Source organism: Pseudomonas sp. GL_103, from assembly GCF_057835175.1.
Window position 1 is genome coordinate 107488 of the sequence record NZ_CM174420.1, and the last position, 18850, is coordinate 126337.

The 18850-nt window shown below is 57.0% G+C and carries 10 protein-coding genes, 2 tRNA genes and 4 rRNA genes; 10 read left to right on the top strand and 6 right to left on the bottom strand.

Annotated features, from left to right (window positions below; all coding sequences use genetic code 11):
* Positions 1 to 4 precede the first annotated feature (4 nt).
* The 8 genes from AC3IP0_RS00545 (at position 5) to rrf (AC3IP0_RS00580) (ending at position 8435) form a co-directional block, all read left to right on the top strand.
* Positions 5 to 1186 carry an acyl-CoA dehydrogenase gene (locus tag AC3IP0_RS00545; RefSeq protein ID WP_489326420.1) on the top strand — a complete coding sequence of 394 codons (1182 nt, stop codon included), beginning with the start codon at positions 5 to 7 and terminating at the stop codon, positions 1184 to 1186.
* Between the two features lie 11 nt (positions 1187 to 1197).
* Complete coding sequence (locus AC3IP0_RS00550) at positions 1198 to 2418, top strand: CaiB/BaiF CoA transferase family protein (protein WP_489326422.1); 1221 nt, start codon at positions 1198 to 1200, stop codon at positions 2416 to 2418.
* Positions 2419 to 3002: 584 nt separating this feature from the next.
* A 16S ribosomal RNA gene (locus tag AC3IP0_RS00555) occupies positions 3003 to 4539 on the top strand.
* Between the two features lie 82 nt (positions 4540 to 4621).
* Positions 4622 to 4698 (top strand) — tRNA-Ile (locus tag AC3IP0_RS00560).
* Positions 4699 to 4728: 30 nt separating this feature from the next.
* A tRNA-Ala gene (locus AC3IP0_RS00565) sits at positions 4729 to 4804 on the top strand.
* 248 nt (positions 4805 to 5052) lie between these two features.
* Positions 5053 to 7944: ribosomal RNA gene (locus tag AC3IP0_RS00570) — 23S ribosomal RNA — on the top strand.
* Between the two features lie 151 nt (positions 7945 to 8095).
* Positions 8096 to 8211, top strand: a 5S ribosomal RNA gene (rrf, locus tag AC3IP0_RS00575).
* A gap of 108 nt (positions 8212 to 8319) precedes the next feature.
* Positions 8320 to 8435 (top strand): 5S ribosomal RNA (gene rrf, locus AC3IP0_RS00580).
* The 16S, 23S and 5S rRNA genes sit together here with 2 tRNA genes alongside, the layout of an rRNA operon.
* Before the next feature lie 105 nt (positions 8436 to 8540).
* Here the strand turns inward: rrf (AC3IP0_RS00580) and AC3IP0_RS00585 are convergent.
* The 5 genes from AC3IP0_RS00585 to AC3IP0_RS00605 form a co-directional block, all read right to left on the bottom strand.
* Positions 8541 to 9008, bottom strand: coding sequence for an SRPBCC family protein (locus AC3IP0_RS00585; RefSeq protein ID WP_489317843.1), 468 nt, complete (start codon positions 9006 to 9008; stop codon positions 8541 to 8543).
* 21 nt (positions 9009 to 9029) lie between these two features.
* Entirely contained in the window at positions 9030 to 12440 is a 3411-nt protein-coding gene (locus AC3IP0_RS00590) for an amino acid adenylation domain-containing protein (RefSeq protein ID WP_489326424.1), read from the bottom strand.
* Positions 12441 to 12453: 13 nt separating this feature from the next.
* The gene (locus AC3IP0_RS00595; protein WP_489317845.1) at positions 12454 to 13383 is read right to left on the bottom strand and encodes a diiron oxygenase; all 930 of its coding nucleotides are present in this window, start codon (positions 13381 to 13383) and stop codon (positions 12454 to 12456) included.
* Positions 13380 to 14156 carry a DUF3050 domain-containing protein gene (locus AC3IP0_RS00600; RefSeq protein WP_489317846.1) on the bottom strand — a complete coding sequence of 259 codons (777 nt, stop codon included), beginning with the start codon at positions 14154 to 14156 and terminating at the stop codon, positions 13380 to 13382. Before AC3IP0_RS00600 ends, AC3IP0_RS00595 begins: the two co-directional genes overlap by 4 nt.
* A gap of 724 nt (positions 14157 to 14880) precedes the next feature.
* On the bottom strand, positions 14881 to 15591 hold the full coding sequence (locus AC3IP0_RS00605) for a GntR family transcriptional regulator (protein WP_489317847.1): 711 nt from the start codon (positions 15589 to 15591) through the stop codon (positions 14881 to 14883).
* Positions 15592 to 15787: 196 nt separating this feature from the next.
* Here AC3IP0_RS00605 and lapG point away from each other — a divergent pair, with 196 nt between their 5' ends.
* Both lapG and lapD read left to right on the top strand, forming a co-directional pair.
* Positions 15788 to 16480, top strand: a complete 693-nt coding sequence (gene lapG, locus AC3IP0_RS00610) for a cysteine protease LapG (RefSeq protein ID WP_489317848.1) — start codon at positions 15788 to 15790, stop codon at positions 16478 to 16480.
* Between the two features lie 14 nt (positions 16481 to 16494).
* Positions 16495 to 18441 carry a cyclic di-GMP receptor LapD gene (gene lapD, locus AC3IP0_RS00615; protein ID WP_489317849.1) on the top strand — a complete coding sequence of 649 codons (1947 nt, stop codon included), beginning with the start codon at positions 16495 to 16497 and terminating at the stop codon, positions 18439 to 18441.
* Between the two features lie 45 nt (positions 18442 to 18486).
* Here the strand turns inward: lapD and AC3IP0_RS00620 are convergent, their stop codons facing one another.
* Entirely contained in the window at positions 18487 to 18825 is a 339-nt protein-coding gene (locus tag AC3IP0_RS00620) for a tryptophan synthase subunit beta (RefSeq protein ID WP_223504791.1), read from the bottom strand.
* Positions 18826 to 18850 lie beyond the last annotated feature (25 nt).

The window sequence follows — 18850 nt, forward strand, 5'->3', positions numbered from 1 at the left end:
ACTCATGGGCGGTAAAGCTAGCTTCAACTGGATCGATCCCCTGCTGCTGGATCAACAGCTCACTGAAGAAGAACGCATGATTCGCGACACGGCTGCGCAATTCGCTCAGCAAAGCCTGGCGCCGCGCATCCTCGAAGCTTTCCGTCATGAGAAGACCGATCCGGCGATCTTCCGCGAAATGGGCGAGATCGGTCTGTTGGGCGCAACCATCCCCGAGCAGTACGGTGGCAGCGGCCTGAACTATGTCAGCTACGGCCTGATCGCCCGTGAAGTCGAGCGTATCGACTCCGGCTATCGCTCGATGATGAGCGTGCAGTCCTCGCTGGTGATGGTGCCAATCAATGAATTCGGTACCGAAGCGCAGAAGCAGAAGTACCTGCCGAAACTGGCGTCGGGCGAGTGGATCGGCTGCTTCGGCCTGACCGAGCCTAACCACGGCTCTGACCCAGGCGCGATGATCTGTCGTGCGCGCAAAGTGGAAGGTGGCTACAGCCTCACCGGCAGCAAGATGTGGATCACCAACAGTCCGATCGCCGATGTGTTCGTGGTCTGGGCCAAGGACGATGCCGGGGACATCCGCGGCTTCGTTCTGGAGAAAGGCTGGAAAGGCCTGAGCGCTCCGGCGATTCACGGCAAGGTGGGCCTGCGGGCATCGATCACCGGTGAAATCGTGATGGACAACGTGTTCGTGCCGGAAGAGAACATTTTCCCGGATGTCCGTGGCCTGAAAGGTCCTTTCACTTGCCTCAACTCGGCACGTTACGGCATCTCCTGGGGTGCGCTGGGTGCAGCCGAGTTCTGCTGGCACACCGCTCGCCAGTACACCCTGGATCGTCAACAGTTCGGTCGCCCGCTGGCCGCCACTCAGTTGATCCAGAAGAAGCTGGCAGACATGCAGACTGAAATCACCATGGCGCTGCAAGGCTGCCTGCGTCTGGGTCGTATGAAGGACGAAGGGACCGCTGCGGTCGAAATCACTTCGATGATGAAGCGCAACTCTTGCGGCAAGTCCCTGGACATCGCGCGCATGGCTCGCGATATGTTGGGCGGCAACGGCATCTCCGATGAGTTCGGTGTTGCGCGCCACTTGGTCAACCTGGAAGTGGTGAACACCTATGAAGGTACGCACGACGTCCATGCACTGATCCTCGGTCGTGCGCAAACCGGCATCCAGGCGTTCTATTAAGGAGAACGTCCATGGGCGCGCTATCACATCTACGGGTACTGGATTTATCGCGGGTGCTGGCCGGGCCTTGGGCCGGGCAGATCCTGGCCGACCTTGGCGCTGAAGTGATCAAGGTCGAGCGTCCGGGTAATGGCGATGACACGCGCGCCTGGGGACCACCGTTCCTTAAAGACGCTTATGGCGAGAACACCAGCGAGGCCGCTTATTACTTGTCGGCCAATCGCAACAAGCAATCGGTCACCATCGACTTCACTCGCCCTGAAGGGCAGAAGCTGGTGCGTGAGCTGGCGGCCAAGTCGGACATCCTGATCGAGAACTTCAAGGTCGGCGGTCTGGCGGCTTATGGCCTGGACTATGAATCGCTGAAGGCGATCAATCCGGATCTGATCTATTGCTCGATCACCGGGTTCGGCCAGACCGGTCCTTACGCCAAGCGTGCGGGTTATGACTTCATGATCCAGGGGCTGGGCGGCCTCATGAGCCTGACGGGGCGACCTGAGGGCGAAGAAGGCGCGGGGCCGGTGAAGGTTGGTGTGGCGCTGACGGACATCCTGACCGGGCTGTATTCGACTGTCGCGATCCTGGCTGCGCTTGCGCATCGGGACCACGATGGTGGTGGTCAACATATCGATATGGCTCTACTGGATGTGCAGGTGGCTTGTCTGGCCAACCAGGCAATGAACTACCTGACGACAGGCAACGCGCCTAAACGCCTGGGTAATGCTCATCCGAACATCGTGCCCTATCAGGATTTTCCTACGGCGGATGGCGATTTCATCCTTACCGTCGGGAACGATGGGCAGTTCCGCAAGTTCGCGGAAGTAGCCGGGCAGCCGCAGTGGGCGGACGATCCGCGTTTTGTCACCAACAAGCTGCGGGTGGCAAACAGGGCAGTACTGATTCCGCTGATCCGCCAGGCGACGGTGTTCAAGACTACCGCTGAATGGGTGGCGCAGCTGGAACAGGCTGGCGTGCCATGCGGGCCTATCAATGACGTGGCGCAGATGTTTGCCGATCCTCAGGTGAAGGCGCGTGGGTTGGCTATCGAGCTGCCGCATGCGCTGGCCGGGATGGTGCCTCAGGTGGCGAGCCCGATTCGACTGTCGGAAACGCCGGTGGAGTACCGTTTTGCGCCTCCTCTGCTGGGTGAGCACACGCTGGAGGTTTTGCAGCGGGTGTTGGGCCTGGATGCCGGGGCGGTGTCCGCATTCAAGGCTTCTGGCGTTCTCTGATAGGCCTCTTCTATATAGAGGGGTGTTTCGGCTCCTCTATATAGCCTCCCTTTGGGGTATTTTGCTGCTTTCTGCAGCTTGTTGATAGAAAACCTAAATCAATGCTTGACGGCAGATTTCAGATGTCTATAATTCGCCCCACTTCCGGCGCAGTCGAAACGGAAAACTCCTTGATAAACAAAGAGTTATGCAGTTTTCGGCAGCAGGTTGCTTCAGTTCATCGAAGTCGAAAGGGAGTTGAAAAAGAGGTGTTGACAGCAGCGTGTAACGCTGTAGAATTCGCCTCCCGCTGATGAGAGATCTGAAGCGCAAGTGGTTGAAGTTACAAAGGAAACTTTGAAAGCTTCTGAAAATAATCACTTGACAGCAAATGAGGCTGCTGTAGAATGCGCGCCTCGGTTGAGACGAAAGATCTTAACCAACCGCTCTTTAACAACTGAATCAAGCAATTCGTGTGGGTGCTTGTGGAGTCAGACTGCTAGTCAACAGATTATCAGCATCACAAGTTACTCCGCGAGAAATCAAAGATGTAACCAACGATTGCTGAGCCAAGTTTAGGGTTTTCTCAAAACCCAAAGATGTTTGAACTGAAGAGTTTGATCATGGCTCAGATTGAACGCTGGCGGCAGGCCTAACACATGCAAGTCGAGCGGATGACAGGAGCTTGCTCCTGAATTCAGCGGCGGACGGGTGAGTAATGCCTAGGAATCTGCCTGGTAGTGGGGGACAACGTTTCGAAAGGAACGCTAATACCGCATACGTCCTACGGGAGAAAGCAGGGGACCTTCGGGCCTTGCGCTATCAGATGAGCCTAGGTCGGATTAGCTAGTTGGTGAGGTAATGGCTCACCAAGGCGACGATCCGTAACTGGTCTGAGAGGATGATCAGTCACACTGGAACTGAGACACGGTCCAGACTCCTACGGGAGGCAGCAGTGGGGAATATTGGACAATGGGCGAAAGCCTGATCCAGCCATGCCGCGTGTGTGAAGAAGGTCTTCGGATTGTAAAGCACTTTAAGTTGGGAGGAAGGGCATTAACCTAATACGTTAGTGTTTTGACGTTACCGACAGAATAAGCACCGGCTAACTCTGTGCCAGCAGCCGCGGTAATACAGAGGGTGCAAGCGTTAATCGGAATTACTGGGCGTAAAGCGCGCGTAGGTGGTTTGTTAAGTTGGATGTGAAAGCCCCGGGCTCAACCTGGGAACTGCATTCAAAACTGACAAGCTAGAGTATGGTAGAGGGTGGTGGAATTTCCTGTGTAGCGGTGAAATGCGTAGATATAGGAAGGAACACCAGTGGCGAAGGCGACCACCTGGACTGATACTGACACTGAGGTGCGAAAGCGTGGGGAGCAAACAGGATTAGATACCCTGGTAGTCCACGCCGTAAACGATGTCAACTAGCCGTTGGGAGCCTTGAGCTCTTAGTGGCGCAGCTAACGCATTAAGTTGACCGCCTGGGGAGTACGGCCGCAAGGTTAAAACTCAAATGAATTGACGGGGGCCCGCACAAGCGGTGGAGCATGTGGTTTAATTCGAAGCAACGCGAAGAACCTTACCAGGCCTTGACATCCAATGAACTTTCCAGAGATGGATTGGTGCCTTCGGGAACATTGAGACAGGTGCTGCATGGCTGTCGTCAGCTCGTGTCGTGAGATGTTGGGTTAAGTCCCGTAACGAGCGCAACCCTTGTCCTTAGTTACCAGCACGTCATGGTGGGCACTCTAAGGAGACTGCCGGTGACAAACCGGAGGAAGGTGGGGATGACGTCAAGTCATCATGGCCCTTACGGCCTGGGCTACACACGTGCTACAATGGTCGGTACAGAGGGTTGCCAAGCCGCGAGGTGGAGCTAATCCCACAAAACCGATCGTAGTCCGGATCGCAGTCTGCAACTCGACTGCGTGAAGTCGGAATCGCTAGTAATCGCGAATCAGAATGTCGCGGTGAATACGTTCCCGGGCCTTGTACACACCGCCCGTCACACCATGGGAGTGGGTTGCACCAGAAGTAGCTAGTCTAACCTTCGGGAGGACGGTTACCACGGTGTGATTCATGACTGGGGTGAAGTCGTAACAAGGTAGCCGTAGGGGAACCTGCGGCTGGATCACCTCCTTAATCGACGACTCAGCTGCTCCATAAGTTCCCACACGAATTGCTTGATTCATTGAAGAAGACGATATAGAAGCAGCCCGAAATTGGGTCTGTAGCTCAGTTGGTTAGAGCGCACCCCTGATAAGGGTGAGGTCGGCAGTTCGAATCTGCCCAGACCCACCAATTTTGTGTGGGAAACGCCTGTAGAAATACGGGGCCATAGCTCAGCTGGGAGAGCGCCTGCCTTGCACGCAGGAGGTCAACGGTTCGATCCCGTTTGGCTCCACCACTAACTGCTTCTGATTGTATAAAGCTTAGAAATGAGCATTCCATCGGTGCGATGGTGAATGTTGATTTCTAGTCTTTGACTAGTTCGTTCTTTAAAAATTTGGGTATGTGATAGAAAGATAGACTGAACGTTACTTTCACTGGTAACGGATCAGGCTAAGGTAAAATTTGTGAGTTGCTCTTAGGAGCTCAATCGAATTTTCGGCGAATGTCGTCTTCACAGTATAACCAGATTGCTTGGGGTTATATGGTCAAGTGAAGAAGCGCATACGGTGGATGCCTTGGCAGTCAGAGGCGATGAAAGACGTGGTAGCCTGCGAAAAGCTTCGGGGAGTCGGCAAACAGACTTTGATCCGGAGATGTCTGAATGGGGGAACCCAGCCATCATAAGATGGTTATCTTGTACTGAATACATAGGTGCAAGAGGCGAACCAGGGGAACTGAAACATCTAAGTACCCTGAGGAAAAGAAATCAACCGAGATTCCCTTAGTAGTGGCGAGCGAACGGGGACTAGCCCTTAAGTGGCTTTGAGATTAGCGGAACGCTCTGGAAAGTGCGGCCATAGTGGGTGATAGCCCTGTACGCGAAAATCTCTTGGTCATGAAATCGAGTAGGACGGAGCACGAGAAACTTTGTCTGAATATGGGGGGACCATCCTCCAAGGCTAAATACTACTGACTGACCGATAGTGAACTAGTACCGTGAGGGAAAGGCGAAAAGAACCCCGGAGAGGGGAGTGAAATAGATCCTGAAACCGTATGCGTACAAGCAGTGGGAGCCCACTTTGTTGGGTGACTGCGTACCTTTTGTATAATGGGTCAGCGACTTATTTTCAGTGGCGAGCTTAACCGAATAGGGGAGGCGTAGCGAAAGCGAGTCTTAATAGGGCGTCTAGTCGCTGGGAATAGACCCGAAACCGGGCGATCTATCCATGGGCAGGTTGAAGGTTGGGTAACACTAACTGGAGGACCGAACCGACTACCGTTGAAAAGTTAGCGGATGACCTGTGGATCGGAGTGAAAGGCTAATCAAGCTCGGAGATAGCTGGTTCTCCTCGAAAGCTATTTAGGTAGCGCCTCATGTATCACTGTAGGGGGTAGAGCACTGTTTCGGCTAGGGGGTCATCCCGACTTACCAAACCGATGCAAACTCCGAATACCTACAAGTGCCGAGCATGGGAGACACACGGCGGGTGCTAACGTCCGTCGTGAAAAGGGAAACAACCCAGACCGTCAGCTAAGGTCCCAAAGTTATGGTTAAGTGGGAAACGATGTGGGAAGGCTTAGACAGCTAGGAGGTTGGCTTAGAAGCAGCCACCCTTTAAAGAAAGCGTAATAGCTCACTAGTCGAGTCGGCCTGCGCGGAAGATGTAACGGGGCTCAAACCATACACCGAAGCTACGGGTATCACTTAGGTGATGCGGTAGAGGAGCGTTCTGTAAGCCTGTGAAGGTGAGTTGAGAAGCTTGCTGGAGGTATCAGAAGTGCGAATGCTGACATGAGTAACGACAATGGGTGTGAAAAACACCCACGCCGAAAGACCAAGGTTTCCTGCGCAACGTTAATCGACGCAGGGTTAGTCGGTCCCTAAGGCGAGGCTGAAAAGCGTAGTCGATGGAAAACAGGTTAATATTCCTGTACTTCTGGTTATTGCGATGGAGGGACGGAGAAGGCTAGGCCAGCTTGGCGTTGGTTGTCCAAGTTTAAGGTGGTAGGCTGAAATCTTAGGTAAATCCGGGATTTCAAGGCCGAGAGCTGATGACGAGTGTTCTTTTAGAACACGAAGTGGTTGATGCCATGCTTCCAAGAAAAGCTTCTAAGCTTCAGGTAACCAGGAACCGTACCCCAAACCGACACAGGTGGTTGGGTAGAGAATACCAAGGCGCTTGAGAGAACTCGGGTGAAGGAACTAGGCAAAATGGCACCGTAACTTCGGGAGAAGGTGCGCCGGTGAGGGTGAAGGACTTGCTCCGTAAGCCCACGCCGGTCGAAGATACCAGGCCGCTGCGACTGTTTATTAAAAACACAGCACTCTGCAAACACGAAAGTGGACGTATAGGGTGTGACGCCTGCCCGGTGCCGGAAGGTTAATTGATGGGGTTAGCTAACGCGAAGCTCTTGATCGAAGCCCCGGTAAACGGCGGCCGTAACTATAACGGTCCTAAGGTAGCGAAATTCCTTGTCGGGTAAGTTCCGACCTGCACGAATGGCGTAACGATGGCGGCGCTGTCTCCACCCGAGACTCAGTGAAATTGAAATCGCTGTGAAGATGCAGTGTATCCGCGGCTAGACGGAAAGACCCCGTGAACCTTTACTATAGCTTTGCACTGGACTTTGAATTTGCTTGTGTAGGATAGGTGGGAGGCTTTGAAGCGTGGACGCCAGTTCGCGTGGAGCCAACCTTGAAATACCACCCTGGCAACTTTGAGGTTCTAACTCAGGTCCGTTATCCGGATCGAGGACAGTGTATGGTGGGTAGTTTGACTGGGGCGGTCTCCTCCTAAAGAGTAACGGAGGAGTACGAAGGTGCGCTCAGACCGGTCGGAAATCGGTCGTAGAGTATAAAGGCAAAAGCGCGCTTGACTGCGAGACAGACACGTCGAGCAGGTACGAAAGTAGGTCTTAGTGATCCGGTGGTTCTGTATGGAAGGGCCATCGCTCAACGGATAAAAGGTACTCCGGGGATAACAGGCTGATACCGCCCAAGAGTTCATATCGACGGCGGTGTTTGGCACCTCGATGTCGGCTCATCACATCCTGGGGCTGAAGCCGGTCCCAAGGGTATGGCTGTTCGCCATTTAAAGTGGTACGCGAGCTGGGTTTAGAACGTCGTGAGACAGTTCGGTCCCTATCTGCCGTGGACGTTTGAGATTTGAGAGGGGCTGCTCCTAGTACGAGAGGACCGGAGTGGACGAACCTCTGGTGTTCCGGTTGTCACGCCAGTGGCATTGCCGGGTAGCTATGTTCGGAAAAGATAACCGCTGAAAGCATCTAAGCGGGAAACTTGCCTCAAGATGAGATCTCACTGGGACCTTGAGTCCCCTGAAGGGCCGTCGAAGACTACGACGTTGATAGGTTGGGTGTGTAAGCGCTGTGAGGCGTTGAGCTAACCAATACTAATTGCCCGTGAGGCTTGATCATATAACACCCAAGCAATTTGCGCTTAAAAGCCAGATTGCGGTGTGTGAAGACGAAACGAACCGAAAGTTCGAGATACTCACAAAACACCAAACTGTCACATACCCAATTTGCTGAAGCGAGACCAGCCGGTCACGACTCAGTACCCGAATTTCTTGACGACCATAGAGCGTTGGAACCACCTGATCCCATCCCGAACTCAGCAGTGAAACGATGCATCGCCGATGGTAGTGTGGGGTTTCCCCATGTGAGAGTAGGTCATCGTCAAGATTAAATTCCGAAACCCCTATCTGCGTATGCAGGTAGGGGTTTTGTTTTAGTAGAAGTCACCAGTTTTCACTGGCACGTTAAAGTTCTAACGGGCTGGTCACAGAATTTCTTGACGACCATAGAGCATTGGAACCACCTGATCCCATCCCGAACTCAGCAGTGAAACGATGCATCGCCGATGGTAGTGTGGGGTTTCCCCATGTGAGAGTAGGTCATCGTCAAGATTGAATTCCGAAACCCCTGTCTGCTAACGCAGACAGGGGTTTTGTCGTTTCAGGGGTACTGAAAAGCCCGTTGTGGAGCCTCTCCACAACGGGCTTTTTCACGTCTTACGCAAACAGCTTCAGCACATTGTTCATCGCATCATCGGCAAAACCCTGTACGAAAGCCTTGAAGCCCGGCAGCGCCTCGGCACCTCCCTGCGCCGGTTCGGCGATGATGGTCCAGGTGGCGCGGGACTTGCCCGCACCCAGCGGTTCAACGCTCATCGCTGCCCACAGATTGGCCACACCCAGGGTGTTGTAGATAGTGGTCCAGGTCATGTGCCGTGCCTGGTCGTCCCGGGAGTTGAGTTGCTCGACCACCAGGTTGCCGTCCTTGAAAAACTTTTTGCGCAGCGATGACACACTTTCGCCGGTCATTTCGATGTGCGACAGCGCCGGGATGAAGCGATCGAAGCCGGCAAAGTTACCGACTACGGCCCATACCTGCGTAGCATCGGCGGGCACGTCCACCGAGGACACCACGTGGCAGCCGTGAGGGTTTTTGATCAGGGTGTCGGGTTGCAGAGTACTCATGGTTTTGCTCCGTTGGGTGAGTCAGATGAAATTGATTTCTTTGAGGTAGTCGCAACCGCGACGCAGCAGCGCCGGGGACTTTTGCGGGTAGTGCGCGCCCATCAGCCGAACACCGGCCTGGGCGTTGTCGTGACCGATCATCGAGATGTCGCCGATGTCCTCCTCGAAGCCGTTGAGGTAGAACCCCAGCACGCCGTACAGCGCGTTGTCGCTGTCGACCCGACCCAGTTGCTGCTGCCAGTCGGCGACGCTGACCATCGCGAATTCGCGCCCCGCCTCGAGGAAGGACGCCACGTAGTTATCCCAGCTCAAGGGCTCGGGGTTGTGCAGGTTGAATACCGCTTGTTCCGGTTGATAACGACTGGCGTGGAAGGCGATGAATCGGGCGAGAAAGTCCACCGGCATCAAGTCGAAGTTCAAGGCGAACTCCGGCACCTGTCCCAGCTGGATCGAGCCCTTGAGCATCAGCATCAGGCGATTCTTGTGCGGCTGGCACACGCCCGTGAGGCTGTTGAAGCTGATGTTGCCGGGGCGGTAGAGATTGACCCGCACCCCAAGCTCCCGCGCCCGTTCGAGGATTCGCTCGCCGACCCATTTGGACAGGTTGTAGCCGTTCTTGATGTAGATCGGTGGTGTGGGGGCAGCCGGTAACTCAAGCACTCGGCCGTCGGCGGATATCGTGCTGGAGGCCGAGAGCGTCGAGACGAAGTTGAAGATTTTCTTGCAGCGTCCTTCGCACAGGCGCAGGCACTCGAAAATCGGCTCGACGTTGTCCCCGGCGAGCGACTCGTAATCGAGGACGTGATTGACGTTGGCCGCGTTGTGCACCAGAGCGCCAAACTCCTGATCCAGTCGCTGGTAAACCTCGGCCGCCAAACCGAGTTCCGGCCGCGTGATGTCTGCCGCGTAAACCCGCACCCGGCTCATATCCAGATGCTCCAGACGGTTCTCCCGCAACGCCTGGGCAAAGCGCTCGTCCGCCGATTGCCCGTTGCCGTCGCGAACCAGGCAGGCGACCTCGCTCGCCCCCCAAGCCAGCAACGCCTCGACGATGTGTACACCGACAAAGCTGTTGGCACCGGTGACGATTACCTTGTGCACATCGCCCATGCGGCTGACGGGCAGCGGCTGAACATCCAGTTCGCGGAAGGCATCGCGCATGGCTTGTTCGCTCAGCGCTTCTTCGCTGCCGGAGCCGCGTACCAGAGTCGCCAGTTTCGCGAGAGTGGGCAGCTCGATGAAACGGTTGATCGAGATGCTGCGCCTGAACTCCTCGCGCAGTCGCAGGAGCATGCGCGACAGCAGGATCGAGTGCCCGCCCAGATTGAAGAAGCTTTCGTCGGTGGAAATGTCGCTCGCAGGCAACTCCAGCAACTCGGCCCAGATTTCCAGCAGCAGGGCCTCATCGGCGCTGGCGGGCAGACGTCGTGGAGGGTGCTCGGTGACGTTGAGCGGCAACTCCAGAAGCGCCTTGCGGTCGACCTTGCCATTACTGGCGTAGGGCATGGCTGTCAGCTCGGTCCATGCAAGGGGGAGCATGTAGTCCGGCAGGTGCTGCGTCGCGTGAGCCTTCAACGCTTGGCGAGCGGTGCCGGGAAGGTCCTCTCGGGGCTGAGCAAGGAAAGCCAGAATCCGCCGCTGGCTATCGATGACCACGGCAACCTGGCGGTACAACTGGCTGTCGCGCAGGCAGCGCTCAATCTCCTCCGGCTCGACCCGGAAGCCGCGAATCTTCACCTGATTATCACGTCGGCCGCACAGCTCGATCCCTTCAGCCGTCCACTTCGCCATGTCCCCGGTGCGATAGACGCGCAGGGGCCGGCCATCAGGCAAGTTCAAGTGCAGATAGCGCTCAGCGGTTTGTTGCGGGTTGTTCAGGTAACCCAGGCACACTCCCGGGCCGGCGATGTACAACTCGCCGACCGTCTGTTCGGCCACCGGTTGAAAGTCGTCATCGAGAATCAACACTTGGCTGTTGGCGATTGGAGCTCCCAGTGAGCGGTTGTTGTCGCCTGCCAGGAGTTTGCGCGCGGTAATCAGCACCGTGGCTTCGGTTGGCCCGTAGAGGTTGTAGAACTTGCCCTGACGGCTCAGTTGCTCGATGACCCACGGCTCGCAGACATCGCCGCCGGTCATCACATGGTCCAGGCACTGCAATTGCTCCAGCGGCAGGATGCTCAACAAGGCCGGCGGTAAAAAGGCGTGGCTCAGTTGCCGATGACGAATCAGCTCCACCAGCTGCAGCGGATCACGACGTTGGTCATCGCCGGGCACGATCAGCTCGGCGCCCTGCAACAGGGTCGGGAAAATGTCGATCAGTGACGAGTCGAAACCCAATGAAGAAAACTGCAGCACCCGGCTCTGGCGGGTCAGCTGCACATAGTCGGCGTACCAGTGGGTGAAGTGCGCGAGGTTGGCCTGGCTGAGCAACACGCCCTTCGGATGGCCGGTGGTGCCCGAGGTGTAGAGCGCCATGCATGGCGCATTGAGGTCGGGGCGCTGGCGCATCAACGGTTGAGTGAGGTCTGCGTCATGGACGTCGATGCTGCTGATGTCCAGCCCGGGCATCTCGCTCGCCAGGGGATGCTCGCCGTCATGCAGCAACAACACCGCGCCGGCATTCGACAGGATGTACTGCTGACGTTGCAACGGATGGCTTGGCTCCAGCGGCAAGTACACCGCGCCGCTACCCAGGATCGCCAGGATTCCCGCATACAGTGCACTGCATTTGGGCAGGCAGATCCCGATGACGACCGTGCCTTGATGCTGCTCCAGCAGCGGTCGCAGACGTTGCTGGATGGCGCGACTGTGGGCGTGCAACTGGCGATAGTCGAGGGTGTCGCCGGCGATACTCAAGGCCGGATGATCGGCGCTCTGAATGCACTGTTGTTCCAGCCTTTCGATCATCGGCGTTAGCGCGAGTTGCTGCAGTAATGGGGCAGCGGTGGCATTGAGGCGATGCACGAACGCGAGGCTGTCCAGGAACTGCAGGCTCTCGATGCGTTCGAAGCCGACAGGTACGGCGGGTTCAGCGAGCCGAAAATAGTCGGCATCGCGCGAGTAGCGGCTGACCAGCAGCGCCACGTGGTCAACCAGTGCTGTCATGGCCTGCATACGCAACGCCTGGCCGTTACCCGACGGTTCATCGGCGATGGGTACACGGGTCAGCAGCGTTGAACCATGGCAGCACAACACGTCCAGCGATGGCAGGCCGGACGCCTGTGGCAGGCCAAAGCCCAATTGCAATGTCAGTCGTGGCGCCTGACAGGTGAACGGAGGTGACGTGCCATCGTCGATCAGTAGATCCGTAAGCCCAGGCATTTCGTCGAGTGCGGATACTCGTGTCAGTGAGTGACCGTGTTGTTCGAGTTCCAATGCCAGGTCGGTCAGGGCCTGGCTTTGTCCGGAGAGCAGGATGTCGAGACGTCTCATGATGGGCTCCTCGTCAAACCAGGTAGTCGCTGAGGGCGGTTTGTACGCACGGCGAATCGAGCAGCGAACTGCTGTGGAAAAACCGCACAATGTTGGCCACTAGCGGGTGATGACGACTGATCGGGAAGGCCAGTGCCGACACTTCGTTCTTGAGGGCGTGGCGCGCCGCGTCGTTGATCTGCAGTGCGTCGATCAAGCGGAAATCGAAGGATTTCTGGATATCATTAGTCAGGTAATGAGCAATGAACACCGGCAGGATCTGCGCGATGCACTGGCGGTCTTCTGCACTTGCGGCATGCCAGTAGATGCGTACCAGCCGCGCCCAAAAACCGGAATGGCGCCCCTCGTCCAGCAAGTGATCGGCCATCAGGCCCTTGATCGATTGCTTGACCGTGTCGTCCTTGGCGAACGCGGCGACTTCACCGGTCACCGTGTTTTCGGCGATGGCCACGCAGATCAGTTCTACAGCGCTACGCAGATGCTCCGGTGCGAGCGCCACGGCCACCGGTATCGCCCGGCTCAGCTCGATCTCATCCGGTAACTCAATGGGGGAGATGCCGGTCATGGCGATGGTCTGTTGCATGAAATCCATTGCCACCAGCGCGTGGTAATCCTCGTCCACCACCACAGTCATGGCGTCGTAACGACAGGCGAACGGAAACTCGACCGCGAAGCGGTTCTTGGCGATGCTGCGGGCGGTTTTGTCGACGATCTCGGTTTCGAAGATCACCACATCGTTGATGAACTTGTAGAGCGTCTGCACCAGGGCGAAGTCGCGCTGTTCCGGGCATTCGCGCAGGAAGGTTTCGCTCAGTACCAGCGGTTGGCGGCTCAAGGGGTAGATCAGCTTGTCGTCGTTCTCCAGCACGCGGCGCGGGCGGGTGCGGATGGTCGCGCGGCTCTCCCAGGCATCGGCGAAGGACTGGTAGTCGGCGGCGTTCATGCGCTCACCTCCACGACGCATTCGTTCATGCTCAGGCGCAACCCGTCCCACAGGGCAATACGACTTTCCACGGCGGCGATAGCGCTGGCGTACACGTCTTCCTGCCGTTGCGGATCGCTATCGACCAGTCGCGACAAGAGCTTTTCCGCTGCCGGGCCGTGGTCCTCGGAATCGACCTCTATGTGCCGTTCGAGGTAGCACCGGAAAGTCGGCGCCTGCTCGATGCCGATGCCCCAATCGTCGAGGATGCGCTGGAACATCCGGGGGATAACGCTCTCGCGACCATGCAGAAACGCCGCCGCCACACTGTGACCCGGCGCATGCAGTGCGGTGTGTAGCGTATGGCGGACGAAATTGGCGGCCGCCGGATCGACCTTGACGCTCTGCAAGGCCACGTCGTAGCTCACGCCTTCTTGCTGCAGGGCCACGAAGCGTTCGATGGCAACGGTGCAGGCGCCGACCTCGCGCATTGCATCCAGGTACAACTCGAAGTGGCTGTAATGACCCTGGGCCGGGCGATCATCCGACTCCTCACCCAGGACGATCTCGTTGATCAACCGCGCGGCCTGGGGATCCTGCGGCGGCAGCCAGGGCAGTCGCACGCAGGTCAGCTCCTGTTGCAGACGCTTGGTCAGCGACATGAAGTCCCATACGGCAAACACGTGGGTTTCCATGAAGCGTCGCAGGACCGGCAGCGAATGTATTTCAGAGAAGATCGGGTGTTCGCTAAGTTCGGCTTTTTTTTGAATCAGACGTTCTTTAGTTGGTTTCATGGATGAGCCTGTGAGTGATCTTAGGTGAGAAGTAATCAAGCACTGAAGTTCGCTGGAAGTTTTCTCCTAGCGAACGGGTACCTCAAATTAATTGATCTTTGTCAGTGCCATGGATGCCTGGTAACTGAGGCGTTGCTGCCGTTTGTGGCTGACGGCGAAGAAAAACTAATACACATATAAAGTGTTGATCAAGTTGTTTTGTTATTATTTCAATATTCAACTTTTTCGAAAATGATAAGTTCCAATAAAACTTTTTATATTGGTTTTATTCTGGCGTAGTTACTCCTTCCGGCTTATATAAGTCAGAATTGAATAAAGAGTGAATGCCTCACTCGAAGTAACTTTTTTACGGGCGTCGTTGGGGGTGTCTGAGGGGGTGGAAGCGGGTCGCGAGTGATACCGATCCTTCCGTTCCCGTGATGAGGCTCCTTCCTTCGCTTCTCGGGGCAGGGACTGCTCCATTCGCACGGAGCGTCACCCGTTTTTTGTCCTGGTTATCCAGAGTGGGCGTAAATCGAGGTGGCCGCCATTACTGAGGCATCACGCAAACGTTGCAATGGTCGGGTTTTAAGGCTGCGGGGCGTTGGGGCACGGTATGGCGCCGCAAGGGCGGTGTGGTATGGGGGCAGGGGATTTGTAATCAAATTATTCGCGGAGCATTTGGAGGAATGCGCGGCAAGCGAGGTGAACCCTTCGGTACGTTCCCCGGGCTTGCCGCCGCGGGCTACTTCGACCTGTTCCTGGCCTGGACTTCAGGGCTGTCGAGGTAGCGTGTAATGACCTCGACCCCTCGGTTCAGGTGATGTTCGAGCAGCTGCACGGAGCGTTCGACGTCCCGGTCTTCGGCAGCCTGCAACAGTGCCTTGTGGTCATCCTGGGAAAGTTTGCCCAAGCCCATGGCTTCCAGATTGAAACGCAGGAACCGCTCTTCCTCGTTCAGGCCGTCTTCGACCAGTTTCAACAGCCGGCGATTCGGCGCCCGGGTGTAAAGCGCCATGTGGAACAGGCGATTGAGCCGGCCGATTTCTGTGTAGTCGCTTTCCGTTTCCAGTGCGTCGATGTAACGGGCAGCCTGTTCGAGATCTTCTTCCCGAAGCAGTGGCACCGAGAGACGCAGCGCTTCGGATTCCAGCAGGATGCGCAGTGCGTAGGTTTCCACGGCATCGCCCTGGACCAGCGGCGCGACCACGGCGCCCTTATGGGCAACCACGTTGAGCAACGATTGTGCTTCGAGTTGACGCAAGGCTTCGCGTACGGGCATGCGGCTCACGCCGAACAGGTCGGCGAGGTCTTGCTGGCGCAGGGCCGCACCGCAAGGAATGCGCCCGTCTAGTATGGCCGCGCGCAGGGTTTCTTCGATCACCGAGCGTGCCATGTGTGCGGGAATTGGCCCGTTGACCTTGATACTGCTGAGAGGGTTGGGCTTTTGTGTCACTAAACGCACCCTGATTGATGGAATATTTTTGGATCCAAATGACACTAGTAACTGACTGACTGCTTGTCAAACAAGCTCTCGAGTGCCTTTCTTGCAGTTTAGCGCGCCGCCAGTGATCTCACCGTGCCATTGTCTTTTTCCGGGCTAACCTTCACCATTCGAACGACTCCCTCCTGCCTATCCAGGATGCCTCGCATTGGCGGCAAGTTTAACGATCCCCCGGGTTTTACGCTGGCTGTGCAGCGCATTGGTGCTGGCTGGCGTGATGCTGGGCAGCTTGAGCGCCGATTGGGATTTTTCCCTGATCAGCCGGCGGGCGCAGGCATTGTACGGACCTTTGGGAGATGGTCAGCAGCGCATTAATGATTGGCAACACTTATTGACTAGCCAGAAGCAGATCGGCGAGTTGGAACAGCTCAATGTGGTCAATCGCCTCATCAATAAACAGCTGCGATACGTCGAAGACATCGATCTGTGGCATGAAGTCGACTACTGGGAAACCCCGATCGAAGCCCTCTGGAAAGGCGCCGGCGACTGTGAAGACTACGCTATTGCCAAGTACTTCAGCCTGCGACACCTCGGTGTAGCCAGTGAAAAGCTGCGTATCACCTATGTCAAGGCACTGACCCAGAACCGTGCACACATGGTGCTGACTTACTACGCGAGTCCGGAAGCCGAGCCCCTGGTGCTCGACAGCCTGATTGATGCAATCAAGCCGGCCAGCCAACGAAAGGATTTGCTGCCGGTCTACTCTTTCAATGCGGAAGGGATGTGGTTGCCGGGTGCCAAGGGCAATAAAAAGGTCGGCGATACCAAGCGCCTTTCGCGTTGGCAGGATGTGTTGAAAAAAATGCAGGCCGAAGGATTCCCGGTCGAGACGACTAACTAGGAGCACATGCTCAGATGTCTTTGTTCAAACAGCTGTTGATTGCTATCTGTCTGTTCCTGGTGGTCGCCTTCACCGGCAGTTTCATGGTCAGTCTGGAGAGCTCGCGTACTCAATACGTCAACCAGTTGCGCTCCCATGCCCAGGACGCCGCCACGGCGCTGGCGCTGTCCCTGACACCGAACATTGACGACCCGGCGATGGTCGAGTTGCTGGTCAGCTCGATTTTCGACAGCGGTTACTACGCGAACATCCGCGTGGTCGATCTGAAGACCGACCAGACCCTGGTCGAGCGCACGGGCATTCCGGCGGTCAACAACGTTCCGGACTGGTTCGTCAAACTGATCGGCCTGGAACCCGCCGGTGGTGATGCGATCGTCAGCCGTGGCTGGGAGCAGGCTGCCAGGGTCGAGGTGGTCAGCCACCCGATGTTCGCGCTGGCCAAGTTGTGGCAAAGCGCTTTGGGCAGCCTGGGCTGGTTGCTGCTATGTGGCGCGGTCAGTGCGGTACTCGGCGCGCTGTTGCTGCGTCAGCAATTGAGACCGCTGGATTACATGGTCAAGCAATCCCATGCCATCGCCCGGCGGGAATTCCTCAGCCTGCCGGAACTGCCGCGCACCCCCGAACTTCGCCGGGTAGTGCAGGCCATGAACCAGATGGTCGAGAAGCTCAAGGCGCTGTTCCAGGAGCAGGCCGAACGCAGTGAAAAACTACGGGTCGAGTCCTATCAGGATTCGTTGACCGGGCTGGCCAATCGGCGTTATTTCGAGATGCAACTGAATGCGCGGGTAAGCAACCCGGAGCAGGCCAGTTCCGGTTACCTGCTGCTGTTGCGGGTCAAGGATCTGGCCGGTCTCAACCAGCGTCTCGGCGGCCAGCGCACCGATGAAGTGCTCAAGGCCGTCGGCGAGCAACTGTCTCGCGAGTGCGCCAAATACCCGGAAACCCAGAACCTGGTGACCCGTATCCGCGGCGGCGAATTTGCCGTGTTGGCACCGGGCCTGGTGCGCGAAGAAGCGCTGCAATTGGCACAGAGCCTCGACAGTGCCTTGGCCAGTCTTCACGCTACCGGCGCCACCGATGTGGCTGCCGTGGCATCTATCGGCCTGGCGCCTTTCGCTCACGGCGATTCGCCCCAAGCCGTGCTCAGCCTCGGCGACCAGGCGCTGGCGCAGGCCGAAGGCCAGGGCGAACAGAACTGGGCCTGTATCGAACACAGCCTTGCGGCCAGTGTCGGCGACGATCACCACGCCTGGCACCGGATGCTCGACCAGGCGCTGACACAGCGACGTTTCGAGCTGTATTTCCAACCGGTAGTGGCCGCCCAGGACACGCAACTGGTGCTGCACTACAAAGTGTTGTCGCGACTGCTCGACGAACACGGCCAGACCATCCCCGCCGGGCGTTTTCTGCCCTGGCTGGAGCGCTTCGGCTGGACCGCACGCCTGGATCGGCTGATGCTCGAGCGGGTGCTGGAGCAAATGAGCGGGCATGAGGAGTCGCTGGCGCTGAACCTGTCGTCGGCTACCCTGGCCGACTCGCAGGCGCAAAACAAAATCTTCGAGATACTGCGCGCGCACTCCAACCTCGGCCCGCGTCTGACCCTGGAAATTGGCGAAGAACAACTGCCTGACCAGGCGGTGCTGGAGCAACTGACCCGGCGCCTGCGCGAACTCGGGTTCTCCCTGAGCCTGCAACGTTTTGGTGGCCGCTTCAGCATGATCGGTAACCTGGCTCGGTTGGGGCTGGCCTACCTGAAGATCGATGGCAGCTACATTCGGTCGATCGATCTGGAGAGTGACAAACGCCTGTTCATCGAAGCGATCCAGCGAGCGGCGCACAGCATTGATCTGCCGCTGATTGCCGAGCGGGTAGAGACGGAGGGCGAGTTGTCGGTGATTCGCGAGATGGGGTTATACGGTGTACAGGGCCAGTTGTTTGGCGAGCCAAAACCATGGGGCTGATGTGATCGCTCCCACGCAGCGCGTGGGAATGATCGCAGGGTCGCGTCAGATCAACCCGGTCTCTTCATCATCGATCAATTGGCTCAAGCCACCCAAGGCTTCACGGGCCTGGTTTCGGTCCATGAGCTTGGCCTGGGCCGCCGTCGGCAGGTCTGTGACGCGGATCACGCCTTTCTGGGTCAGCACCTGAATCAAGTCATCGAGTACCCGGATCATTTCCAGGTCACTTTGCTTGAGCTGTTTGAGGCTGTTCTCCACAGCCGCGTTGGCAAACCAGGCCAGGATCTCATGATTGTCAGCCGCCAGCGTTTCCGTGGCCTCGGCATAGGCGGCGGGTTCCACGCGTACCAACAGGCCCTGCGCATCGCGTTGCACGTAAAACATTGAGCATCCCTCGGAATTAACCAGC

Coding starts and splice junctions, on each gene's coding strand:
- AC3IP0_RS00545 (WP_489326420.1), top strand. CDS start 5: ATGGGCGGTAAAGCTAGCTTCAACTGGATCGATCCCCTGCTGCTGGAT.
- AC3IP0_RS00550 (WP_489326422.1), top strand. CDS start 1,198: ATGGGCGCGCTATCACATCTACGGGTACTGGATTTATCGCGGGTGCTG.
- AC3IP0_RS00585 (WP_489317843.1), bottom strand. CDS start 9,008: ATGAGTACTCTGCAACCCGACACCCTGATCAAAAACCCTCACGGCTGC.
- AC3IP0_RS00590 (WP_489326424.1), bottom strand. CDS start 12,440: ATGAGACGTCTCGACATCCTGCTCTCCGGACAAAGCCAGGCCCTGACC.
- AC3IP0_RS00595 (WP_489317845.1), bottom strand. CDS start 13,383: ATGAACGCCGCCGACTACCAGTCCTTCGCCGATGCCTGGGAGAGCCGC.
- AC3IP0_RS00600 (WP_489317846.1), bottom strand. CDS start 14,156: ATGAAACCAACTAAAGAACGTCTGATTCAAAAAAAAGCCGAACTTAGC.
- lapD (WP_489317849.1), top strand. CDS start 16,495: ATGTCTTTGTTCAAACAGCTGTTGATTGCTATCTGTCTGTTCCTGGTG.
- AC3IP0_RS00620 (WP_223504791.1), bottom strand. CDS start 18,825: ATGTTTTACGTGCAACGCGATGCGCAGGGCCTGTTGGTACGCGTGGAA.